Here is a 19,624-nt window from a genome sequence, read left to right on the forward strand (position 1 = left end):
TTGTTAATTTATTGTAAAGATTTGTTAGAAGGTTGAGTGCGTTGCTTTGGATTTTTTTGGGGGTGGTTTTGTTTGATAAAAATACTGTATAAAAACTTCAATAAAATCAATACCTTTCCTGACCACTTTTTGGCAAAAAAACAAACTGCAAAAAAATAGTCTTTTTTTGGGTTAAAGATTCTTAATTAAGTTTCGGGTATAATTGAGGTTATTTTTCGATTATGAATATGGATACGAATACTTATGCCTAATGTTACTAAACCTTTAAATATCATTTTTGCTGGTACGCCCGATTTTGCCGCCACTCACTTAAAGGCTCTTATTAGTTCGGAACATAATGTGGTCGCCGTTTTTACGCAACCCGATCGCCCTGCTGGTCGTGGTAATAAATTAACAGCAAGCCCTGTTAAGCAGCTCGCAATCGAGCACAATTTACCCGTTTATCAACCTGCCACGCTAAAAAAAGAAGAGAATCAAAAAATCATTGCCGATCTCAATGCCGATATTATGATTGTGGTTGCCTATGGACTGATTTTGCCACAAGCGGTATTGGATATGCCTAAACTGGGTTGTTTAAATGTGCACGGTTCGTTATTACCTCGTTGGCGTGGTGCTGCGCCAATTCAACGTGCTTGTTGGGCGGGCGATGAGCAAACAGGCATTACCATTATGCAGATGGATGCAGGGCTTGATACGGGCGATATGCTATATAAGCTGACCTGCCCAATTGAGCAGACCGATACTAGCGCATCGCTATACGAAAAACTGGCAAAATTAGGACCGCAAGCGTTGCTTGATACATTGGCCTTACTCACTGAACAAAAAATCCAACCCGAAAAGCAAGATCCATCACAAGCAACTTATGCCGAAAAATTATCAAAACAAGAAGCTAAACTCGATTGGAATTTGCCTGCAGAACAACTGGAGCGTTGCGTTCGGGCTTTTAATCCATGGCCAGTGAGTTATTTTGAGGTTAATGGTGAGCCGGTAAAAGTATGGCAAGCCGATGTGGTAAAAATGGCGTCAAAACAGCCTGCGGGTACAATTTTGCAAGCCGATAAAAATGGCATTTGTATTGCAACTCGCAACGGTGCATTGAATATGACCCTTTTACAACCCGCAGGCAAAAAACCAATGTCCGCCCAAGATTTGTTAAACTCACGCAAAGCTTGGTTTACGGTTGGCGAAAAACTAAATACACGTTAATCGATTAATGTATAAAATTACAGGATGCTATATCCTGTAATTTTATCGTTTTTTAGCCAATAAGGTTGCAAACCTTAATTTGATTCGGTTTCCATGTATATCCGTTTTATGCAGTTGCCCAACCTCTTCGTTATATTTTAGTATTTCCCAATCTTGGTAATATTGGCGCAATTCGTTTTCTTTAAAAGTAAATGAAAACCCAACAGAGCAAGGGTAATCAGGCGTAGACATGGCGCTGACAATTAAATTATATCCCCCTGATTTGGTGATTTTTTGCATGTTATCAATAATAGCTGGAATTTTTTCGGGTTGTAAAAACATCATAACAACGGTCGAAAGAATAAAATCATATTCGCCCTGTAAATTTGCTTGATTGATATCATAAACCATTGCATTAATGTGTTTAAGGTTATCATCATTAATAATTTGTTGTAAGTTTCCAATACTGAGTTCTGATTTATCAACAGCGGTCACATCAAAGCCTTGTAACTGCAAATAGACTGAATTACGACCTGAACCGCAACCTAAATCTAATGCCTTTCCTGCTTGGATAAGCTTTGTTGCGCTAAGTACCTCAGAGTGGGTTTTGGTCATTTGGTATTTTTTTTGAGTATAATCCTCAGGCAAACAATAAAAAGCTAACTGACACTGTAAGTCATCTGATATTTCGGCAATGCGGTGCCATTGCTGTGGCAATATAAATGGCGGTTGCTGCTGAGTATCAAAATAATGTTTAGAGATTACCTCGCCTTGTTCCGTTAACATTTCAAAATCAATACTTCCTTTTAAAATTTGTAATTTTGCCCATGTACCAATTTGGGTATTATGCTTTTGACGAAACAACGCAGGTAAGGTACCAGCATTCCAAATAGGTAATGTTTTGTAACAAACTAAATTATCCAAAATGATGTCTCCTATTCCTATAAGGATAATAGTTGACTATTATAGTAGGATATTGATGTGGTAAACAATCATTTCTTTTAAACAATGAAATAAAAACCTATCAACGAAAATAAATTATAGTGGCGAAGTTGGCTTGATCAACATATAATCGTCATCATCCTAGACTATATAGTGAAAATTAGAGGAATAATTTATGGGATTTTTAACAGGTAAACGTATACTCGTTACTGGTGTTGCAAGTAATCGTTCAATTGCTTACGGTATTGCACAAGCAATGCATCGTGAAGGCGCTGAACTCGCTTTTACTTATCAAAATGATAAATTAAAAACACGTGTTGAAGATTTTGCCGCTGATTTCGGTTCTAAAATCGTTTTACCTTGCGATGTTGCTCATGATGAAAGTATTAATGAACTTTTTACTGAACTTGCAAAAACATGGGATAAATTTGATGGTTTTGTTCATGCTATCGCTTTTGCACCTGGCGATCAATTAGATGGCGATTATGTTAATGCGGTTACCCGTGAAGGTTTTGCTATTGCCCATGATATCAGTGCTTATAGCTTTGTAGCTATGGCTAAAGCATGCCGTTCAATGCTGAACCCAAATTCAGCATTAGTGACTCTTTCTTATCTTGGTGCGGAACGTGCTATTCCTAACTATAATGTGATGGGTCTTGCTAAAGCGTCGTTAGAGGCCAATGTTCGCTATATGGCAAATGCTATGGGTCCTCAAGGCGTTCGTGTTAATGCGATTTCTGCAGGTCCAATTCGTACGCTTGCAGCATCTGGTATTAAAGATTTTAAAAAGATGCTATCTCACTGTGAATCAGTAACGCCAATCCGTCGTACTGTGACAATTGAAGATGTGGGTAATTCAGCAGCATTCTTATGTTCAAACCTTTCATCAGGTATTACTGGTGAAGTGATTCATGTCGATGGTGGATTTAGCATTGCGGCGATGAATGAGTTAGAACTTAAATAAGATTGATTCCTAACACTAAAAAAAGGCATCAATGGTTATCTTGATGCCTTTTTTAATGATAGTTAATAACAAATTATTATCTTCCTATGTTATGTTATTCTTTTGTTAGTTTTCAATTAAATAGAAAATTTAGAATACATAACTCCTTTTTTCCGCTAAAATCTAAAGTAATTTGCTCAATACAAGTCTGTTGGAGAAAAAATGAAAATAGCAAAAAATACCGTGGTTAGTTTGGCATACCAAGTACGCACTAAAGATGGCGTGTTAGTTGATGAAGCTACAGCTACTGCACCACTTGAATATTTACAAGGTGCAGGTAACTTATTACAAGATCTCGAAAATACATTAGAAGGCCATCAAGTTGGCGATAAATTTGATGTCGAAATCATTAACGCTTATGGTGACTTTAATGATTCGCTTGTACAAAATGTTCCGCGTGATGTGTTTGTGGGTGTTGATGAACTAGAAGTCGGTATGCGCTTTTTTGCTGATACTGATCAAGGTTCTTTACCTGTTGAAATTACCGCTATTGATGGCGATACCGTAACTATCGATGGTAATCATATGTTAGCCGGCCAAGATTTACAATTTAATGTTGAAGTTTTAGCAATTCGTGAAGCGACAGAAGAAGAAATCGCACACGGTCATATTCATGGTGCTCACGGACACGATCATGGGCACGGCGGTTGCGGTTGTGGCGGTCATGCTCATGAAGAAGACGATGAAGATCATGGTTGTTGTGGCGGCGGTCATGGTGGATGTGGTTGTCACTAGTTCTATTGCTAATCGATATTTAAAAGCGCTTTATAGCGCTTTTTCTTTTTTTGTAAAATTGTGTAAAACGGTTTGTTTTTTTGTGAAATAACGCCGAATATTTTCTTTTTCGAGTTTATTCAATTAGTCATTCATTCATAATTTACTTTTAATCACTAAATAAAAGTACAATGCCTTTGCAATATCCCCAATTAATGCCGCGTGAAAAGTTATTAAAATTTGGTGTTGAAGCATTAAGTGACGCTGAACTCTTGGCGCTATTTTTACGAACAGGTACACGTGATTTGCCTGTTTTGGAGTTGTCACAACGTTTATTAAATGATTTTGGTTCTTTGTATAATTTAATTAATGCAAGTCATCATGACTTTTGCCAAAAACATGGCTTAGGTACCGCTAAGTATACACAGTTAAAAGCTGTTGTTGAACTTTCATCTCGTTATTTGAAAGTAAAAATGACGCACGAAAATTCGCTTTCTTCACCATCAGTAACACATCATTATTTAGCTAGTCGTTTAGCCAATAAAGATCGTGAAATTTTTATGGTGATTTTTTTAGATAACCAACATCATGTTATTTCGTCGGAAGAGATGTTTATTGGCACCTATAATTGTGTAGAAGTCCACCCGCGTGAAGTTGCCAGACGCGCACTACAACATAATGCAGCCGCATTAATTTTAGCGCATAATCACCCTTCAGGCATAGCAGAACCGAGTCAAGCAGATCGCCATCTTACTCAAAAAATAGAAGAAGTTTGTGAATTGGTTGATATTCGAGTTATAGATCATATTGTTATCGGCAAAGGTGAATATGTCTCTTTTGCTGAGCGTGGATGGATTTCGTAGTGGTTTTTACTTACAATGTAGCTTAATTAACTAATCTATATATGAATCTATTTTATGAACCAACAATTAGAATTACTTGAGACCAAAGTGGCTTTTCAAGAAATCACCATTGAAGAGCTTAATCAAATGGTAACCAATTTACAAGCAGATGTAAGTAAGCTAAAAGAACAATTAGCGTTATTATCGCAAAAACTACAAGCAACACAGCCATCAAATATTGCTAGCTTATCTGAAGAAACACCACCACCTCATTATTAATAGCAGTTGTATGGTGACAATCAGCATTGCCATTTAATGACTTTTTAATGATAGGTATTATCAAGATAATACAGAATTGATGATTGATACCCAATTTAAGTAAGTTATCAATTTGATATTAAAGCTAATAAAAATAAAGTAGACAATAAAAAACCGGCATAAAGCCGGTTTTGATGCACAATGATTTAAAACTATTCAGCTGCTGCTTCTGCTTCTACTGCAGGGCGATCAACTAATTCGATATAAGCCATTGGAGCATTATCTCCATCACGGAAACCACATTTTAAAATGCGTACATAACCGCCAGGACGGGTAGCAAAACGTGGACCTAAATCTGAAAATAATTTTTTAACTGTATCTTTATCACGGATACGAGCAAAAGCCAGACGGCGATTAGCTACGCTATCGCTTTTGGCTAGCGTAATTAACGGTTCAACAACACGACGCAACTCTTTTGCTTTAGGCAATGTAGTTTTGATGATTTCATGTTCAACAAGTGAACTAGTCATGTTACGAAACATTGCTTGACGATGGCTGCTATTTCGGTTCAGTTGACGACCACTTTTACGATGGCGCATAACTTTATCCTTCTTATATAAATTTTATCTTAGTCTTCAACAATACTTGCTGGTGGCCAGTTCTCAAGACGCATGCCTAAAGATAAACCACGAGATGCGAGCACGTCCTTAATTTCAGTAAGTGATTTCTTACCAAGATTAGGGGTTTTAAGTAACTCAACTTCAGTACGTTGTACTAAATCACCAATATAATGAACTGCTTCTGCTTTTAAGCAATTAGCAGACCGAACAGTTAATTCCAAATCATCTACTGGACGTAATAGAATTGGATCAAATTCCGGTTTATCTTCTTTCACTTCTGGTTGACGTACATCACGTAAATCAACGAAAGCTTCAAGTTGTTCAGCCAAAATAGTTGATGCACGACGAATAGACTCTTCAGGATCGATAGTACCATTGGTTTCCATATCGATAACAAGTTTATCTAAATCTGTACGTTGTTCCACACGAGCCGCATCAACAGAATATGCAATGCGTTCTACAGGACTATAACATGCATCAACTAACAGACGACCAATTGGTCGTTCTTCATCTTCTGACTTAACGCGAGCAGAAGCAGGGACATAACCACGTCCTCGTTGTACACGAATACGCATACTAATTGAAGCATTTGCATCAGTAAGATGACAAATTACTAAATCAGGATTAACAATCTCAACATCACCATCATGAGTGATATCAGACGCAGTCACTGCACCAATACCTGATTTGTTTAAAGTCAGCATAACATCATCTTTAGTATGTACACGCACTGCTAATTTTTTCAAATTAAGCAAAATATCAAGTACATCTTCTTGAACGCCTTCTTTAGTACTGTACTCATGCAGAACACCGTCAATTTCAACTTCGGTTACTGCATATCCCGGCATAGATGATAATAAAATGCGGCGTAGTGCATTACCTAAAGTATGACCAAAACCACGCTCAAGTGGCTCTAAAGTCACTTTGGCATGTGTTTGGCTGTATTGAACAACATCAACTAGGTGAGGTTTTAAAAACTCTGTTACAGAACCCTGCATTATGTCCTCTCTTAAGTGCTAAACTTTACTTAGAGTAAAGTTCGACGATCAAATGTTCGTTGATGTCAGCAGATAAATCTGAACGTTCTGGTAAGCGTTTAAATACGCCTTCCATTTTGCTAGCATCAACTTCTAACCATGTTGGTTTTTCACGTTGTTCAGCTAGCTCTAAAGCGGCTTTAATACGTGCTTGTTTTTTTGATTTTTCGCGAACACTGATCACATCTTCAGGTGAAACTTGATAAGATGCAATATTCACAACGCGACCATTAACAAGAACAGCTTTATGACTAACTAATTGACGAGCTTCAGCGCGAGTTGCACCAAATCCCATGCGATAAACAACATTATCTAAGCGACGCTCTAAAAGACCAAGTAGGTTTTCACCAGTGTTGCCTTTAATTCGCGCTGCGCTTTTGTAGTAATTACGGAATTGACGTTCTAAAATTCCATAAATACGTCTAACTTTTTGTTTTTCACGTAACTGAACACCATAATCTGATAAACGCGGTTTACGCGCACCATGCTGTCCAGGAGCTTGTTCTAATTTACATTTACTATCAACCGCTCGGACTCCAGATTTAAGGAATAAATCTGTACCTTCACGACGACTTAATTTGAGCTTTGGTCCCAAATATCTTGCCATTTTATTTCTCCAATAATCCTAAACATTCAATGTTTAATAAAAATTAAACACGACGTTTCTTTGGTGGACGACAACCGTTATGAGGAATCGGAGTAACATCAGTAATGTTAGTGATGCGATAACCCGCCGCATTTAATGCACGAATTGTTGACTCACGACCAGGACCAGGTCCTTTAACCATAACTTCCAGATTCTTAATTCCGTAATCTTTGACGGCTTCAGCACAACGTTCCGCTGCCACTTGAGCTGCAAAAGGTGTTGACTTACGAGAGCCACGGAAACCAGAACCACCAGCGGTTGCCCAACCTAACGCATTACCTTGACGATCGGTAATAGTTACAATTGTATTGTTGAATGATGCATGAATATGAGCTATACCATCAGAAACTTGCTTTTTTACACGTTTACGTGTACGAACAGGTGTCTTTGCCATTTAATTATACCTCAATTATTTCTTGATTGGCTTACGCGGTCCCTTACGGGTACGTGCGTTAGTCTTTGTGCGTTGACCACGGACTGGAAGTCCACGACGGTGACGCATGCCACGATAACAACCAAGGTCTAATAAACGCTTGATACTCATAGTTACTTCACGACGTAAATCACCTTCAACTGTGAATTTAGCGACTTGTTCACGTAACTTTTCAATCTGATCTTCAGATAGTTCTCTGATCTTAACATGTTCAGGAATACCAGCTTCAGCACAAATTGTCTTAGCGCGGGTACTTCCGATACCATAAATCGCTTGTAAAGCAATCACAGCATGTTGTTGATCAGGAATGTTAATGCCTGCTATACGGGCCACTATGCACTCCTTTATTGTTAATGTTCAGTGAATTCACCATACTGAAAAGCCCGTTTTCAGGATACTCAAACAGTGAATCCACAAATAAATCTAGGCTGGCTATTCTAGCCAGCTTTACTATACTTTGGCAAGTAAAATATGCAAAAGCACAACTTTACGGCTAAATAAATTAACCTTGACGTTGCTTGTGTTTACCTTCAACGCAAATAACACGAACGATGCCATTACGTTTAATGATTTTACAATTTCTGCATAATTTCTTGACTGAAGCACGAACTTTCATTTTTTTCTCCGTAACTTCTGGCTAACTTATCGGCCGTAGCCTTTAAGGTTCGCTTTCTTTAACACTGACTCATAACGATTTGGCATCATTAAAGTCTGTACTTGTGCCATAAAATCCATGATTACAACAACAACGATTAATAAAGATGTCCCACCAAATTGAACGGGAACATTCATTGCGGTTGTCATAAACATTGGAACCAAACATACAAAAGTAATGTAGATTGCGCCAATTAGCGTTAAACGAGTCATTACTTTGTCAATGTACTTAGATGTTTGTTCACCTGGACGGATACCTGGAATAAATGCACCAGATTTTTTAAGCTGATCTGCTGTTTCTCTTGGATTGAAAACCAATGCCGTATAGAAGAAACAAAAGAAGATAATCGCCGCCGCAAAAAAGATAATGTATAACGGTTGATCATGAGAAAAATATTGCCCTATAAGAACAACAAAATATCGCCAACCTTCACCGTCTCCTTGGAACCAAGAAGCCATCATTGATGGTAACATCGCTATTGTTGAAGCAAATATTGCAGGAATAACCCCAGCCATATTGATCTTTAACGGTAAATGCGTACTTTGTGCAGCATACACACGGCGACCTTGTTGTCGTTGCGCATAGTTAACAACAATACGTCGTTGACCACGTTCAACAAACACAACAAAGTAAGTCACACCCACCACTAAAGCTGCGACCACTAATAATAAAATCGGATGCAATGAACCAGAACGAGCTTGTTCAATTGTTTCATATATAGCATGAGGAAGACCTGCCACAATACCAGCAAAGATAATGATTGAAATACCATTACCTACGCCTCTTTCTGTGATCTGTTCACCTAGCCACATAAGAAACATAGTACCAGTAACTAAGCTAACCGATGCAATAAAATAGAAAGAAAATCCTGGATTAATAACAACACTGCCATAATTAGGAATGTTTGGTAAACCAGTCGCAATACCAACAGCTTGCACAATCGCTAAGGCCAATGTGCCATAGCGAGTGTACTGACTAATCTTTTTACGACCAGATTCACCTTCTTTCTTTAATTCTGCTAACTTTGGACTAATTGCCGTTAATAACTGCACAATAATTGACGCAGAAATATAAGGCATTATTCCCAATGCAAAAATTGAAGCACGGCTTAAAGCACCACCAGAGAACATATTGAACATATCTACAATGCCATTTGATGATGCTTTTGCTAGCATGTCCGATAACGCTTTAGTATCAATACCAGGAACGGGAACATAAGAACCAAGACGAAAAACAATAAGCGCTAAAAGCACAAACATTAAGCGTCTTTTAAGCTCACCACTACCGCCTCGTGTACTTTGAAAATCTAATCCTGGTTGCTTTGCCATCTTTCTACTTATTCCTCAATTTTTCCGCCAGCAGCTTCAATTGCAGCTTTAGCACCTTTAGTCACACGAATACCGCGAACAGTTACTGGTTTAGTTACTTCGCCAGATAACATAATTTTTGCATATTCAATTTGTGAGTTGATCACATTTGCAACTTTTAAGCTATTTAGGTCAACAATATCGCCTTCAACTTTCATTAAATCAGAAAGACGAACTTGAGCTGTAACTTGAGCTTTACGTGAGGTAAAACCAAATTTTGGCAAACGACGATATAAAGGCATTTGACCACCTTCAAAGCCGCGACGAACGCCACCACCTGAACGAGATTTTTGACCTTTGATACCACGAGTACCAGTTTTACCTAGACCAGAACCGATTCCTCGGCCTACACGTTTTGGTGCATGCTTTGAACCTTCAGCAGGAGATAAAGTATTTAAACGCATTACTATTACTCCTCTACTTTAACCATGTAATAAACTTGGTTTACCATACCGCGAATCGCAGGAGTATCCTCACGCTCAACAGTATGACCAATACGACGTAATCCAAGACCAACTAACGTCGCTTTATGCTTCGGTAGACGACCAATAGAACTACGAGTTTGTGTAATTTTAATTGTTTTTGCCATGGCTAATTACCCCAAAATTTCTTCGACGGTTTTACCACGCTTAGCAGCAACCATTTCAGGTGATTTCATGTTTTCTAAGCCATCAATTGTTGCACGAACCACGTTAATTGGGTTAGTAGAACCATATGCTTTAGCTAGAACGTTACGAACACCTGCAACTTCTAAAACGGCACGCATCGCACCACCGGCGATAATACCAGTACCTTCTGATGCTGGTTGCATATAAACACGAGAACCTGTGTGAGCACCTTTAACTGGATGCTGTAAAGTATCGTTATTTAAAGCAACATTAATCATATTGCGACGTGCTTTTTCCATTGCTTTTTGAATTGCTGCTGGCACTTCACGTGCTTTACCATATCCAAAACCTACGCGGCCATTACCGTCACCAACAACTGTTAGTGCAGAAAAACTAAAAATACGACCACCTTTTACGGTTTTAGAAACTCGGTTAACTGCGATTAGTTTTTCCTGCAGTTCACCAGCTTGTTTTTCGATGTTTGACATCTTTAACTCCTACCTTAGAACTGTAGGCCAGCTTCGCGAGCAGCATCTGCTAGCGCCTGAACTCGACCATGATATTGGAAACCTGAACGATCAAATGAAACTTCTTTGATATCTTTCGCTAATGCACGTTCAGCAATTGCTTTACCAACCGCTGCTGCTGCATCTTTGTTTCCGGTGTATTTTAAACTTTCACTGATAGCTTTTTCTAATGTAGAAGCTGCTGCCAGTACTTCTGATCCGTTTGGTGCGATAATCTGCGCATAAATATGACGCGGAGTACGGTGAACCACTAAGCGAGTTGCAAGTAGTTCATGCATCTTGCGACGCGCTTTAGTTGCACGACGGATACGAGCTGATTTCTTATCCATAGTGTTACCTTACTTTTTCTTAGCTTCTTTAGTACGCACAACTTCATCTGCGTAACGAACACCTTTACCTTTATAAGGCTCAGGACGACGATAAGCACGGATATCAGCAGCTACTTGTCCAATTAACTGTTTATCAGCACTTTTTAGTACGATTTCAGTTTGAGAAGGACATTCAGCTGTTACACCTGCAGGTAATTGATGTTCTATTGGATGAGAATATCCAAGAGATAAACCAATTGCATTACCTTTCACTTGTGCACGATAACCGACACCAACTAGCTGAAGTTTTTTAGTAAAACCTTCAGTAACACCAATAACCATTGCATTAATCAACGCACGAGCAGTACCTGCTTGAGCCCAAGCATCAGCAAAACCATCACGAGGAGCAAATTTAATTTGACCTTCTTCTTGATTAATAACAACAGCGTTGTTTATTGTGCGAGATAACTCGCCATTTTTACCTTTAATCGTAATTACCTGACCATTGAGTTTTACCTCTACGCCAGCAGGAACAACGACAGGTGCTTTTGCAACACGAGACATTTTTTTCTCCCTTACGCTACGTAGCAGATAATTTCACCACCAAGACCTGCTTGGCGTGCTGCACGATCAGTCATAACACCTTTAGAAGTAGAAACAACTGCGATACCTAGTCCAGCCATTACTTTTGGCAATTCGTCTTTGCGTTTATAAATACGTAGACCTGGACGGCTAACACGTTTGATGCTTTCTACAACAGCTTTACCTTGGAAATATTTTAAAGTAATTTCCAATTCTGGCTTAGTGTCACCAACAACTTTATAGTCCCCAATATAACCTTCTTCTTTTAGCACATTGGCAATTGCCACTTTTAGCTTAGAGGAAGGCATGGTGACTGCAACTTTATTCGCAGATTGACCGTTACGAATACGGGTCAACATATCTGCAATAGGATCTTGCATGCTCATCTATAACACTCCCCTGATTACCAACTTGCCTTTTTAAGACCAGGAATCTCACCACGCATGGCTGATTCACGAACCTTAATACGGCTTAAACCAAACTTACGAAGGACGCCATGAGGACGACCAGTTTGACGACAACGACGACGTTGACGTGATGGACTAGAATCACGAGGAAGCGTTTGCAATTTAAGCACTGCATTCCAACGATCTTCATCTGATGCATTAAGATCAGAGATAATCGCTTTTAATTCTTGACGCTTTGCAAAATATTTTTCTGCTAGCTTTACGCGTTTCTTATCGCGTTCAATCATTGATTGTTTAGCCATTATGCCCTACCTTACTTACGAAATGGGAAGTTAAAGGCAGATAATAAAGCTCGGCCTTCTTCATCTGATTGTGCAGTTGTTGTGATAGTGATATCTAAACCACGAACACGATCAACTTTATCATAATCGATTTCAGGGAAAACGATTTGCTCACGAACACCCATGCTATAGTTACCACGACCATCAAAAGATTTTGCGCTTAAACCACGAAAATCTCGAGTACGAGGAAGAGCAATATAAACTAGACGTTCAAAAAATTCCCACATACGTTCGCCACGTAAAGTCACTTTACAACCAATAGGATACCCTTGACGGATTTTAAAACCAGCAACTGATTTGCGTGCTTTTGTGACAAGTGGTTTTTGACCACTGATTGCAGCTAAATCTGCAACCGCATTATCTAATAATTTCTTATCAGTAATTGCTTCACCCACACCCATATTCAAGGTGATCTTTTCGATCCGAGGGACTTGCATGACAGATTTGTAGCCAAACTGTTCTTGCAGTTTATTTACTACCTGTGCTTTGTAGTAATCATGCAGTTTCGCCATCGTACACTCCAAATTACTTAATTGATTAATTCATTAGTAGACTTATAAAAACGGACTTTTTTACCGTTCTCAATACGAAAGCCTACGCGATCTGCTTTGCCTGTAGCCGGGTTAAAAATTGCGACATTAGAAACATTAATAGCTGCTTCTTTCTCAACAATTCCACCTTCTTGATTTAATGCTGGTACTGGTTTTTGGTGTTTTTTAACCAAATTAATACCTTCAACAATCACTTTGCCTGTAGACAAAACGCTTTTTACTTTACCGCGTTTACCTTTATCTTTACCAGTTAACACGATAACTTCATCTTCTCGACGGATTTTCGCTGCCATTACCCGCTCCTTACAGTACTTCTGGTGCTAATGAAATGATCTTCATAAACTTCTCAGAACGAAGTTCACGAGTGACCGGTCCAAAAATACGCGTACCAATCGGTTGCTCACTGTTATTATTTAAAATAACACAAGCATTACGATCGAAACGAATGACAGATCCATCAGGGCGACGAACACCTTTTCTTGTGCGCACAACAACAGCCTTAAGTACATCACCTTTTTTAACTTTACCACGTGGAATTGCTTCTTTAATGGTAACTTTGATGATATCACCAACCGCTGCATAACGACGGTGTGATCCACCGAGAACTTTGATACACATTACACTACGTGCGCCAGAGTTATCGGCAACATCTAGCCTTGTCTGTTCTTGGATCATTTTAATGCTCCGTATAAATAAATTATTGTCTAATCTACCTTCATCCACCTCAACTACCATGGATAAGAATAGACAACCAAAAACCCACTTACGTGAGGGCGAATAGTATAACACCACTCAAATAAAATGGATAGCATAAAATAAACGGCCGTTGAGCCGTTTATTATATTATGTACAGTTTTTAATCAAAAAAGATTAGATAACTGCTTTTTCAACGATTCGAACAAGAGTCCAAGATTTGGTTTTTGATAATGGACGACACTCTTTAATTTCTACAGTATCACCAATACCACACTCGTTGTTTTCATCATGTACATGCAATTTAGTCGTACGTTTAATGAACTTACCATATAACGGATGCTTCACTTTACGTTCAATAGCAACAGTAACAGATTTATCCATTTTGTCGCTAATAACACGACCTTGCTGAGTACGAATTTTTACTTCAGTAGTCATATTACGCACCCGCCTTTTCAGTTAATAACGTTTTAACACGTGCAATATTACGACGCACTTGTTTTAACATATGAGTTTGTGTTAACTGACCTCCAGCTAATTGCATACGTAAGTTAAATTGCTCACGTAATAAATTAAGAAGTTCAGTATTTAACTCTTCAACGCTTTTTTCGCGTAGCTCTTTTGCTTTCATTTACATCACCGTCTTAATCACAAAGGTGGTTTTAATTGGCAGTTTTGCAGCTGCCAACGCAAATGCTTCACGAGCAACTTCTTCCGGTACACCGTCCATTTCATAAAGGACTTTACCTGGTTGAATCTGTGCAACCCAGTATTCAACGTTACCCTTACCTTTACCCATACGCACTGCAAGCGGTTTTTCAGTAATTGGTTTATCAGGGAAAACTCGAATCCAGATTTTACCTTGACGCTTAACTGCACGAGTCATTGCACGACGTGCCGCTTCGATCTGGCGCGCAGTCAAACGACCACGACCCACAGCCTTAAGACCGAATGTACCGAAACTAACGTCAGTACTTACAGCAAGACCACGATTGCGGCCCTTGTGCACTTTACGGAATTTTGTACGCTTTGGTTGTAACATCAGCGACGCTCCTTATTGTTTTCGGCCTTTGCGCTGCTTTTTCGGTTGAGCAGCAGGTTGTTTTTCTGCTTGTTCAACGGCAGCCATACCACCAAGGATCTCACCTTTGAAGATCCACACTTTAACACCAATAATACCGTAGGTAGTTAATGCTTCAGACAAACCATAGTCGATATCAGCTCGTAATGTATGTAAAGGTACGCGACCTTCACGATACCACTCGCTACGAGCAATTTCAGCGCCGCCTAAACGACCACTTACTTCAACTTTGATACCTTTAGCACCTGCCTTCATTGCATTTTGAACCGCACGTTTCATAGCACGACGGAACATAACGCGGCGTTCTAACTGAGAAGTGATACTATCAGCAACTAATTTAGCATCTAGTTCTGGTTTACGAACTTCAGCAATATTAATTTGTACTGCAACATCACGTTTTTCTCTTTTGTCTTTATATTTATTGACAATAGAAGCTACGGCATTACGTAATTTTTCAACGTCCTCGCCTTTTTTACCAATCACAATACCCGGACGAGCAGTATGAATAGTAATGCGAACGTTAGTTTCTGCTGAACGGTCGATCACAATTTTAGAGATAGACGCTTGAGCTAATTCTTTATTTAAGAATTCACGTACTCTAAAATCACTTTCTAAATTATCAGCGAATGTCTTTGTACCCGAATACCATGTAGATGTCCAAGGCTTGACAATGCCTAATCGGATACCATTTGGATTTACTTTTTGACCCATTGCTATTCTCCAGCCTAGCGATCTGAGACGATCACGGTGATGTGACTCGTACGCTTCAAAATTCGATCTGCACGACCTTTCGCACGAGGCATAATACGCTTCATGGTTGGGCCTTCATCTACGAAAATTTTCGCAACTGTTAGATCATCAATATCAGCACCATCGTTATGCTCTGCATTAGCAATAGCAGACTCTAATACTTTTTTAACAAGTACAGCCGCTTTTTTATTGGTGTACGTTAAAATATCTAGTGCCTGAGACACTTTCTTACCGCGAACAAGATCTGCAACTAAGCGAACTTTTTGTGCAGAAGAACGAGCGTGGCGGTACTTTGCAATTGTTTCCATCTCTTTCTCCTACTTATTTCTTCTTAGCTTTCTTATCAGCTGCGTGACCGCGATAAGTACGAGTCGGCGCGAATTCACCCAATTTATGACCAACCATTTCGTCGGAAACATAAACTGGAACGTGCTGACGACCATTATGGACAGCGATGGTCAAACCGATCATGTTAGGAAAGATCGTTGAACGACGGGACCAAGTACGAATTGGTTTCTTGTCCCCGCTTTCCACCGCTTTCTCTACCTTCTTCAGCAAGTGTAGGTCAATAAAAGGACCCTTCTTGAGAGAACGTGGCATAGCTAATCCTCTATATTAATTATTTCTTATTGCGACGGCGAACAATGTACTTATCAGTACGTTTGTTGCTACGCGTTTTCAATCCTTTGGCTTTTTGACCCCATGGAGACACAGGATGTTTACCAAAGTTACGACCTTCACCACCACCATGTGGATGGTCTACCGGGTTCATTGCTGTACCACGAACAGTAGGACGAATACCACGCCAGCGCGAAGCACCCGCTTTACCTAATACGCGAAGCATATGCTCTGAATTACCCACTTCACCGATAGTAGCTCGGCAATCAGATAATACTTTACGCATTTCACCTGAACGCAAACGTAATGTTACATATGCACCATCACGAGCAACGATTTGAACATAACTACCAGCAGAGCGAGCAAGTTGTCCGCCTTTACCTGGTTTCATTTCAATATTATGTACGGTAGAACCGACTGGAATATTACGCATTGGTAAACAGTTACCTGTTTTAATCGATGCGTCAACACCAGATTGGATCTGATCACCTGCTTTTAAGCCTTTAGGCGCTAAAATATAACGACGTTCACCGTCTTTATATAAAACCAATGCAATATTTGCACTACGGTTTGGATCATATTCCAAACGTTCAACAACTGCTGGAATACCATCTTTATTACGCTTAAAATCGACAATACGATAATGTTGTTTATGACCACCACCAATATGACGGGTAGTGATACGACCATTATTATTGCGACCACCAGTTTTGCTTTTTGAATCAAGCAACGGTGCATAAGGCTTACCTTTATGCAACTCTGGGTTAACCACTTTAACAACGTGGCGACGACCCGGAGATGTAGGTTTACACTTAACAACTGCCATTGTTCTTACTCCTCCGAATTACTCAGCGACGCCAGCAAGGTCTAAATTTTGACCTTCTGCTAAAGTAACGTAAGCTTTTTTCCAGTCGCTACGGCGACCGATTTGTTGACCACGACGTTTTACTTTGCCTTTAACAACAAGTGTATTAACGTCATCTACTTTAACTTCAAATAGTTGTTCAACTGCGGCTTTAATCTCTCTCTTAGTAGCATCTTTAGCAACTTTCAATACTAATGTATTTGTTTTTTCCATTGAAATAGATGCTTTTTCAGAAACATGTGGTGCTCGCAGGACTTTAAGCAGACGCTCTTCACGAATCATGCTAACATCTCCTCTACTTGTTTAACAGCATCAACAGTGATAACTACTTTGTCAAATGCAATCAAACTAACTGGATCAATACCTGCTACATCACGCACATCAACTTTATGTAAGTTGCGTGCTGCTAAGAAAAGATTTTCATCAACTTCAGAAGCGATAATAAGAACATCATTAAGGTTCATATCATTTAATTTCTGAGTTAATAATTTAGTCTTAGGTGCTTCAACAGTAAATGTTTCAACAACAATTAAACGTTCTTGACGCACTAATTCAGAGAAAATACTCTTTAATGCACCACGATACATTTTGCGGTTAACTTTTTGGCTATGATCTTGTGGTTTTGCTGCAAATGTCACACCACCACTACGCCAAATTGGGCTCTTAATAGAACCTGAACGAGCACGACCTGTGCCTTTTTGACGCCATGGTTTTTTGCCTGAACCAGCGATTTCTGCACGAGTTTTTTGTGCACGAGAGCCCTGACGAGCAGCAGATGCATAAGCAACAACCACTTGATGAACTAACGCTTCATTAAACTCACGTCCGAAGGTAGTTTCGGAAACAGAAAGCGCTTTCGCGTCTTTTACTACTAATTCCATCTCTATCTCCTCGACGTTAAGCCTTGATTGCCGGTTTAACAATTACGTCACTATTGATTGCGCCAGGAACCGCACCTTTAATTAATAAAAGATTACGTTCAGCATCAACACGTACAATATCTAAGTTTTGAACAGTTACACGTTCATTACCTAAGTGACCTGCCATTTTACGACCTTTAAACACTTTACCCGGAGTTTGGTTTTGACCGATAGAGCCATGACCACGGTGTGCCAAAGAGTTACCATGAGTAGCATCTTGAGTACGGAAATTCCAACGTTTAGTCACGCCAGCAAAACCTTTACCTTTAGATGTCCCAGTAACATCAACTTTTTTAACGTCAGTAAAAATATCAACGTTAATACTTTGACCTACAGTAAATTCGCCTTCTTCAAAACGGAATTCCCATAGACCACGACCAGCTTCAACGCCAGCCTTAGCGAAATGACCTGCTTCAGGTTTGTTTACACGACTTGCTTTTTTGCTGCCAGTTGTAACCTGAATAGCTTGATAACCGTCATTCTCAAGTGTTTTAACTTGAGTAACTCGGTTGCTTTGAACTTCAACTACGGTGACAGGAATAGAAACACCTTCTTCAGTAAAGATTCGTGTCATTCCTACTTTACGACCGATTAAACCAATCATTGTTTCGACCTCTCAATCATTCAGCTTAGGATTAACCTAAACTGATCTGCACATCAACACCGGCAGCAAGGTCTAGACGCATTAAAGCATCAACTGTTTTTTCAGTTGGCTCAACGATATCAACTAGACGCTTATGAGTACGAATCTCATATTGATCACGTGCATCTTTATTAACATGCGGAGAAATCAATACAGTGAAACGTTCTTTGCGTGTCGGTAATGGAATAGGACCACGAACCTGCGCACCAGTGCGCTTCGCAGTTTCTACAATTTCAGCAGTTGATTGATCAATCAAACGATGATCAAACGCTTTTAACCGAATACGGATTCTTTGGTTCGACATGAGACCAGAGCTCCATTATTTAAAAGTTATAACAAAAGATTACTCCTCTTGCCCTGTTTCGATTGACAGGAGAGTGTAATCCGTTCTTTTTCGTAACCCCCAGATCGGAGGTATTGTTGATATAATTAACTGTTTTTAATTTAGTAATTATATCTTTTGTATCATTTGCTTATCCAAACACAATAAGCAAAGTGCTACTAATTATACGGCATTAGTGAACTAATGCAAGCGGTAATTAACAAATTGGTTTCTTATAATAAAAATCACACTATCATATTAAAGGTATTGAATTTTAAACGTCTAATACCAATTTTTTATAATTAATTATTTTTGGCAATCACATTGACCTTAATTAGAATGACAATGGCAAATTAATGATCTTCTTTAGCGTGATTAAGGCTATATCTTGGAATCTCAACTTCTAGATCTTCATTAGTAACACGTGCTTGGCAACTTAAACGACTATGTGGTTCAACTCCCCATGCTTTATCTAGCATGTCATCTTCTTGTTCATCACTTTGTTCAAGTGAATCAAATCCTTTACGAACAATACAATGACATGTGGAACACGCGCACGACATTTCACAAGCATGTTCTATCTCAATATCATTACGCAAAGCAACGTCTAAAATAGATTCACCTTCTTGTGCCTCGACAGTTTTTCCTTCTGGGCAAAGATCGGCGTTCGGTAAAAAGGTAATTTTTGGCATAATAATCTCGTTAG

35 protein-coding genes are annotated in these 19,624 nt (G+C 39.2%); 5 read left to right on the forward strand and 30 right to left on the reverse strand.

Annotated features, from left to right (window positions below):
- Nucleotides 1–243 precede the first annotated feature (243 nt).
- A complete protein-coding gene (fmt, locus tag GQ596_RS09515; RefSeq protein WP_160401450.1) occupies nt 244–1,206 on the forward strand; it encodes a methionyl-tRNA formyltransferase in 963 nt (320 codons plus the stop codon).
- Nucleotides 1,207–1,248: 42 nt separating this feature from the next.
- Here fmt and tehB read toward each other — a convergent pair whose 3' ends face one another.
- Nucleotides 1,249–2,109 carry an SAM-dependent methyltransferase TehB gene (gene tehB, locus GQ596_RS09520; RefSeq protein WP_160401451.1) on the reverse strand — a complete coding sequence of 287 codons (861 nt, stop codon included), beginning with the start codon at nt 2,107–2,109 and terminating at the stop codon, nt 1,249–1,251.
- Nucleotides 2,110–2,302: 193 nt separating this feature from the next.
- Here tehB and fabI point away from each other — a divergent pair, with 193 nt between their 5' ends.
- The 4 genes from fabI (at nt 2,303) to GQ596_RS09540 (ending at nt 4,965) form a co-directional block, all read left to right on the forward strand.
- Nucleotides 2,303–3,091, forward strand: coding sequence for an enoyl-ACP reductase FabI (gene fabI, locus GQ596_RS09525; RefSeq protein WP_160401452.1), 789 nt, complete (start codon nt 2,303–2,305; stop codon nt 3,089–3,091).
- A 201-nt stretch (nt 3,092–3,292) separates the two neighbouring features.
- A complete protein-coding gene (slyD, locus tag GQ596_RS09530; protein ID WP_160401453.1) occupies nt 3,293–3,865 on the forward strand; it encodes a peptidylprolyl isomerase in 573 nt (190 codons plus the stop codon).
- Nucleotides 3,866–4,035: 170 nt separating this feature from the next.
- Entirely contained in the window at nt 4,036–4,707 is a 672-nt protein-coding gene (gene radC / locus GQ596_RS09535; RefSeq protein WP_202112544.1) for a DNA repair protein RadC, read from the forward strand.
- A gap of 54 nt (nt 4,708–4,761) precedes the next feature.
- On the forward strand, nt 4,762–4,965 hold the full coding sequence (locus GQ596_RS09540; protein WP_160401454.1) for a SlyX family protein: 204 nt from the start codon (nt 4,762–4,764) through the stop codon (nt 4,963–4,965).
- Between the two features lie 191 nt (nt 4,966–5,156).
- Here the strand turns inward: GQ596_RS09540 and rplQ are convergent, their stop codons facing one another.
- From rplQ to fdx, 29 genes are all read right to left on the reverse strand, one after another.
- Complete coding sequence (gene rplQ / locus GQ596_RS09545) at nt 5,157–5,543, reverse strand: 50S ribosomal protein L17 (protein ID WP_034884211.1); 387 nt, start codon at nt 5,541–5,543, stop codon at nt 5,157–5,159.
- 29 nt (nt 5,544–5,572) lie between these two features.
- Nucleotides 5,573–6,562 carry a DNA-directed RNA polymerase subunit alpha gene (gene rpoA, locus GQ596_RS09550; RefSeq protein WP_034911133.1) on the reverse strand — a complete coding sequence of 330 codons (990 nt, stop codon included), beginning with the start codon at nt 6,560–6,562 and terminating at the stop codon, nt 5,573–5,575.
- Between the two features lie 25 nt (nt 6,563–6,587).
- Nucleotides 6,588–7,208 (reverse strand): 30S ribosomal protein S4, encoded by a 621-nt coding sequence (gene rpsD / locus GQ596_RS09555; RefSeq protein WP_065567150.1) that lies wholly within the window; start codon nt 7,206–7,208, stop codon nt 6,588–6,590.
- A 43-nt stretch (nt 7,209–7,251) separates the two neighbouring features.
- Entirely contained in the window at nt 7,252–7,641 is a 390-nt protein-coding gene (gene rpsK, locus GQ596_RS09560; protein ID WP_025314405.1) for a 30S ribosomal protein S11, read from the reverse strand.
- Nucleotides 7,642–7,656: 15 nt separating this feature from the next.
- On the reverse strand, nt 7,657–8,013 hold the full coding sequence (gene rpsM / locus GQ596_RS09565; protein ID WP_065586686.1) for a 30S ribosomal protein S13: 357 nt from the start codon (nt 8,011–8,013) through the stop codon (nt 7,657–7,659).
- A 169-nt stretch (nt 8,014–8,182) separates the two neighbouring features.
- Entirely contained in the window at nt 8,183–8,296 is a 114-nt protein-coding gene (rpmJ, locus tag GQ596_RS09570) for a 50S ribosomal protein L36 (RefSeq protein ID WP_025314403.1), read from the reverse strand.
- Between the two features lie 26 nt (nt 8,297–8,322).
- Entirely contained in the window at nt 8,323–9,663 is a 1,341-nt protein-coding gene (gene secY, locus GQ596_RS09575; RefSeq protein WP_160401455.1) for a preprotein translocase subunit SecY, read from the reverse strand.
- A gap of 8 nt (nt 9,664–9,671) precedes the next feature.
- Entirely contained in the window at nt 9,672–10,106 is a 435-nt protein-coding gene (rplO, locus tag GQ596_RS09580) for a 50S ribosomal protein L15 (protein WP_039127711.1), read from the reverse strand.
- A 5-nt stretch (nt 10,107–10,111) separates the two neighbouring features.
- A complete protein-coding gene (gene rpmD, locus GQ596_RS09585; protein WP_025314400.1) occupies nt 10,112–10,291 on the reverse strand; it encodes a 50S ribosomal protein L30 in 180 nt (59 codons plus the stop codon).
- Nucleotides 10,292–10,297: 6 nt separating this feature from the next.
- Nucleotides 10,298–10,798 (reverse strand): 30S ribosomal protein S5, encoded by a 501-nt coding sequence (rpsE, locus tag GQ596_RS09590; RefSeq protein WP_025314399.1) that lies wholly within the window; start codon nt 10,796–10,798, stop codon nt 10,298–10,300.
- Nucleotides 10,799–10,812: 14 nt separating this feature from the next.
- Nucleotides 10,813–11,166 (reverse strand): 50S ribosomal protein L18, encoded by a 354-nt coding sequence (gene rplR / locus GQ596_RS09595; protein ID WP_025314398.1) that lies wholly within the window; start codon nt 11,164–11,166, stop codon nt 10,813–10,815.
- Between the two features lie 9 nt (nt 11,167–11,175).
- On the reverse strand, nt 11,176–11,709 hold the full coding sequence (gene rplF / locus GQ596_RS09600) for a 50S ribosomal protein L6 (protein ID WP_065638311.1): 534 nt from the start codon (nt 11,707–11,709) through the stop codon (nt 11,176–11,178).
- Between the two features lie 11 nt (nt 11,710–11,720).
- Nucleotides 11,721–12,113 carry a 30S ribosomal protein S8 gene (gene rpsH / locus GQ596_RS09605; protein ID WP_065567155.1) on the reverse strand — a complete coding sequence of 131 codons (393 nt, stop codon included), beginning with the start codon at nt 12,111–12,113 and terminating at the stop codon, nt 11,721–11,723.
- A gap of 17 nt (nt 12,114–12,130) precedes the next feature.
- A complete protein-coding gene (gene rpsN / locus GQ596_RS09610) occupies nt 12,131–12,436 on the reverse strand; it encodes a 30S ribosomal protein S14 (protein WP_025314395.1) in 306 nt (101 codons plus the stop codon).
- A gap of 11 nt (nt 12,437–12,447) precedes the next feature.
- Nucleotides 12,448–12,987: a 50S ribosomal protein L5 gene (rplE, locus tag GQ596_RS09615; protein WP_025314394.1), complete on the reverse strand. Its 540-nt coding sequence runs from the start codon at nt 12,985–12,987 to the stop codon at nt 12,448–12,450.
- A 17-nt stretch (nt 12,988–13,004) separates the two neighbouring features.
- On the reverse strand, nt 13,005–13,319 hold the full coding sequence (gene rplX, locus GQ596_RS09620) for a 50S ribosomal protein L24 (protein WP_065558583.1): 315 nt from the start codon (nt 13,317–13,319) through the stop codon (nt 13,005–13,007).
- Between the two features lie 10 nt (nt 13,320–13,329).
- Nucleotides 13,330–13,701: a 50S ribosomal protein L14 gene (gene rplN, locus GQ596_RS09625; protein WP_025314392.1), complete on the reverse strand. Its 372-nt coding sequence runs from the start codon at nt 13,699–13,701 to the stop codon at nt 13,330–13,332.
- Between the two features lie 195 nt (nt 13,702–13,896).
- The gene (rpsQ, locus tag GQ596_RS09630) at nt 13,897–14,157 is read right to left on the reverse strand and encodes a 30S ribosomal protein S17 (RefSeq protein ID WP_160401456.1); all 261 of its coding nucleotides are present in this window, start codon (nt 14,155–14,157) and stop codon (nt 13,897–13,899) included.
- A 1-nt stretch (nt 14,158) separates the two neighbouring features.
- Entirely contained in the window at nt 14,159–14,350 is a 192-nt protein-coding gene (gene rpmC, locus GQ596_RS09635) for a 50S ribosomal protein L29 (protein ID WP_034902373.1), read from the reverse strand.
- Nucleotides 14,351–14,761 (reverse strand): 50S ribosomal protein L16, encoded by a 411-nt coding sequence (gene rplP, locus GQ596_RS09640; RefSeq protein WP_034911153.1) that lies wholly within the window; start codon nt 14,759–14,761, stop codon nt 14,351–14,353.
- A 12-nt stretch (nt 14,762–14,773) separates the two neighbouring features.
- Nucleotides 14,774–15,511 carry a 30S ribosomal protein S3 gene (gene rpsC / locus GQ596_RS09645; protein WP_025314388.1) on the reverse strand — a complete coding sequence of 246 codons (738 nt, stop codon included), beginning with the start codon at nt 15,509–15,511 and terminating at the stop codon, nt 14,774–14,776.
- Nucleotides 15,512–15,525: 14 nt separating this feature from the next.
- Nucleotides 15,526–15,858, reverse strand: a complete 333-nt coding sequence (rplV, locus tag GQ596_RS09650) for a 50S ribosomal protein L22 (RefSeq protein ID WP_160401458.1) — start codon at nt 15,856–15,858, stop codon at nt 15,526–15,528.
- Nucleotides 15,859–15,871: 13 nt separating this feature from the next.
- On the reverse strand, nt 15,872–16,150 hold the full coding sequence (gene rpsS, locus GQ596_RS09655) for a 30S ribosomal protein S19 (protein WP_024496505.1): 279 nt from the start codon (nt 16,148–16,150) through the stop codon (nt 15,872–15,874).
- Nucleotides 16,151–16,169: 19 nt separating this feature from the next.
- Nucleotides 16,170–16,994 carry a 50S ribosomal protein L2 gene (gene rplB, locus GQ596_RS09660; RefSeq protein ID WP_160401459.1) on the reverse strand — a complete coding sequence of 275 codons (825 nt, stop codon included), beginning with the start codon at nt 16,992–16,994 and terminating at the stop codon, nt 16,170–16,172.
- Nucleotides 16,995–17,012: 18 nt separating this feature from the next.
- The gene (gene rplW / locus GQ596_RS09665) at nt 17,013–17,315 is read right to left on the reverse strand and encodes a 50S ribosomal protein L23 (protein ID WP_034885052.1); all 303 of its coding nucleotides are present in this window, start codon (nt 17,313–17,315) and stop codon (nt 17,013–17,015) included.
- Nucleotides 17,312–17,914, reverse strand: a complete 603-nt coding sequence (rplD, locus tag GQ596_RS09670; RefSeq protein ID WP_160401461.1) for a 50S ribosomal protein L4 — start codon at nt 17,912–17,914, stop codon at nt 17,312–17,314. Before rplD ends, rplW begins: the two co-directional genes overlap by 4 nt.
- Nucleotides 17,915–17,930: 16 nt before the next feature.
- Nucleotides 17,931–18,557, reverse strand: a complete 627-nt coding sequence (gene rplC / locus GQ596_RS09675) for a 50S ribosomal protein L3 (protein WP_065558577.1) — start codon at nt 18,555–18,557, stop codon at nt 17,931–17,933.
- Nucleotides 18,558–18,588: 31 nt separating this feature from the next.
- Nucleotides 18,589–18,900: a 30S ribosomal protein S10 gene (gene rpsJ / locus GQ596_RS09680; RefSeq protein WP_006120582.1), complete on the reverse strand. Its 312-nt coding sequence runs from the start codon at nt 18,898–18,900 to the stop codon at nt 18,589–18,591.
- Between the two features lie 371 nt (nt 18,901–19,271).
- Nucleotides 19,272–19,610: an ISC system 2Fe-2S type ferredoxin gene (gene fdx / locus GQ596_RS09685; RefSeq protein ID WP_160401463.1), complete on the reverse strand. Its 339-nt coding sequence runs from the start codon at nt 19,608–19,610 to the stop codon at nt 19,272–19,274.
- Nucleotides 19,611–19,624 lie beyond the last annotated feature (14 nt).

It is taken from the genome of Gilliamella sp. Pra-s60, assembly GCF_009795755.1.
Classification (GTDB): domain Bacteria; phylum Pseudomonadota; class Gammaproteobacteria; order Enterobacterales; family Orbaceae; genus Gilliamella.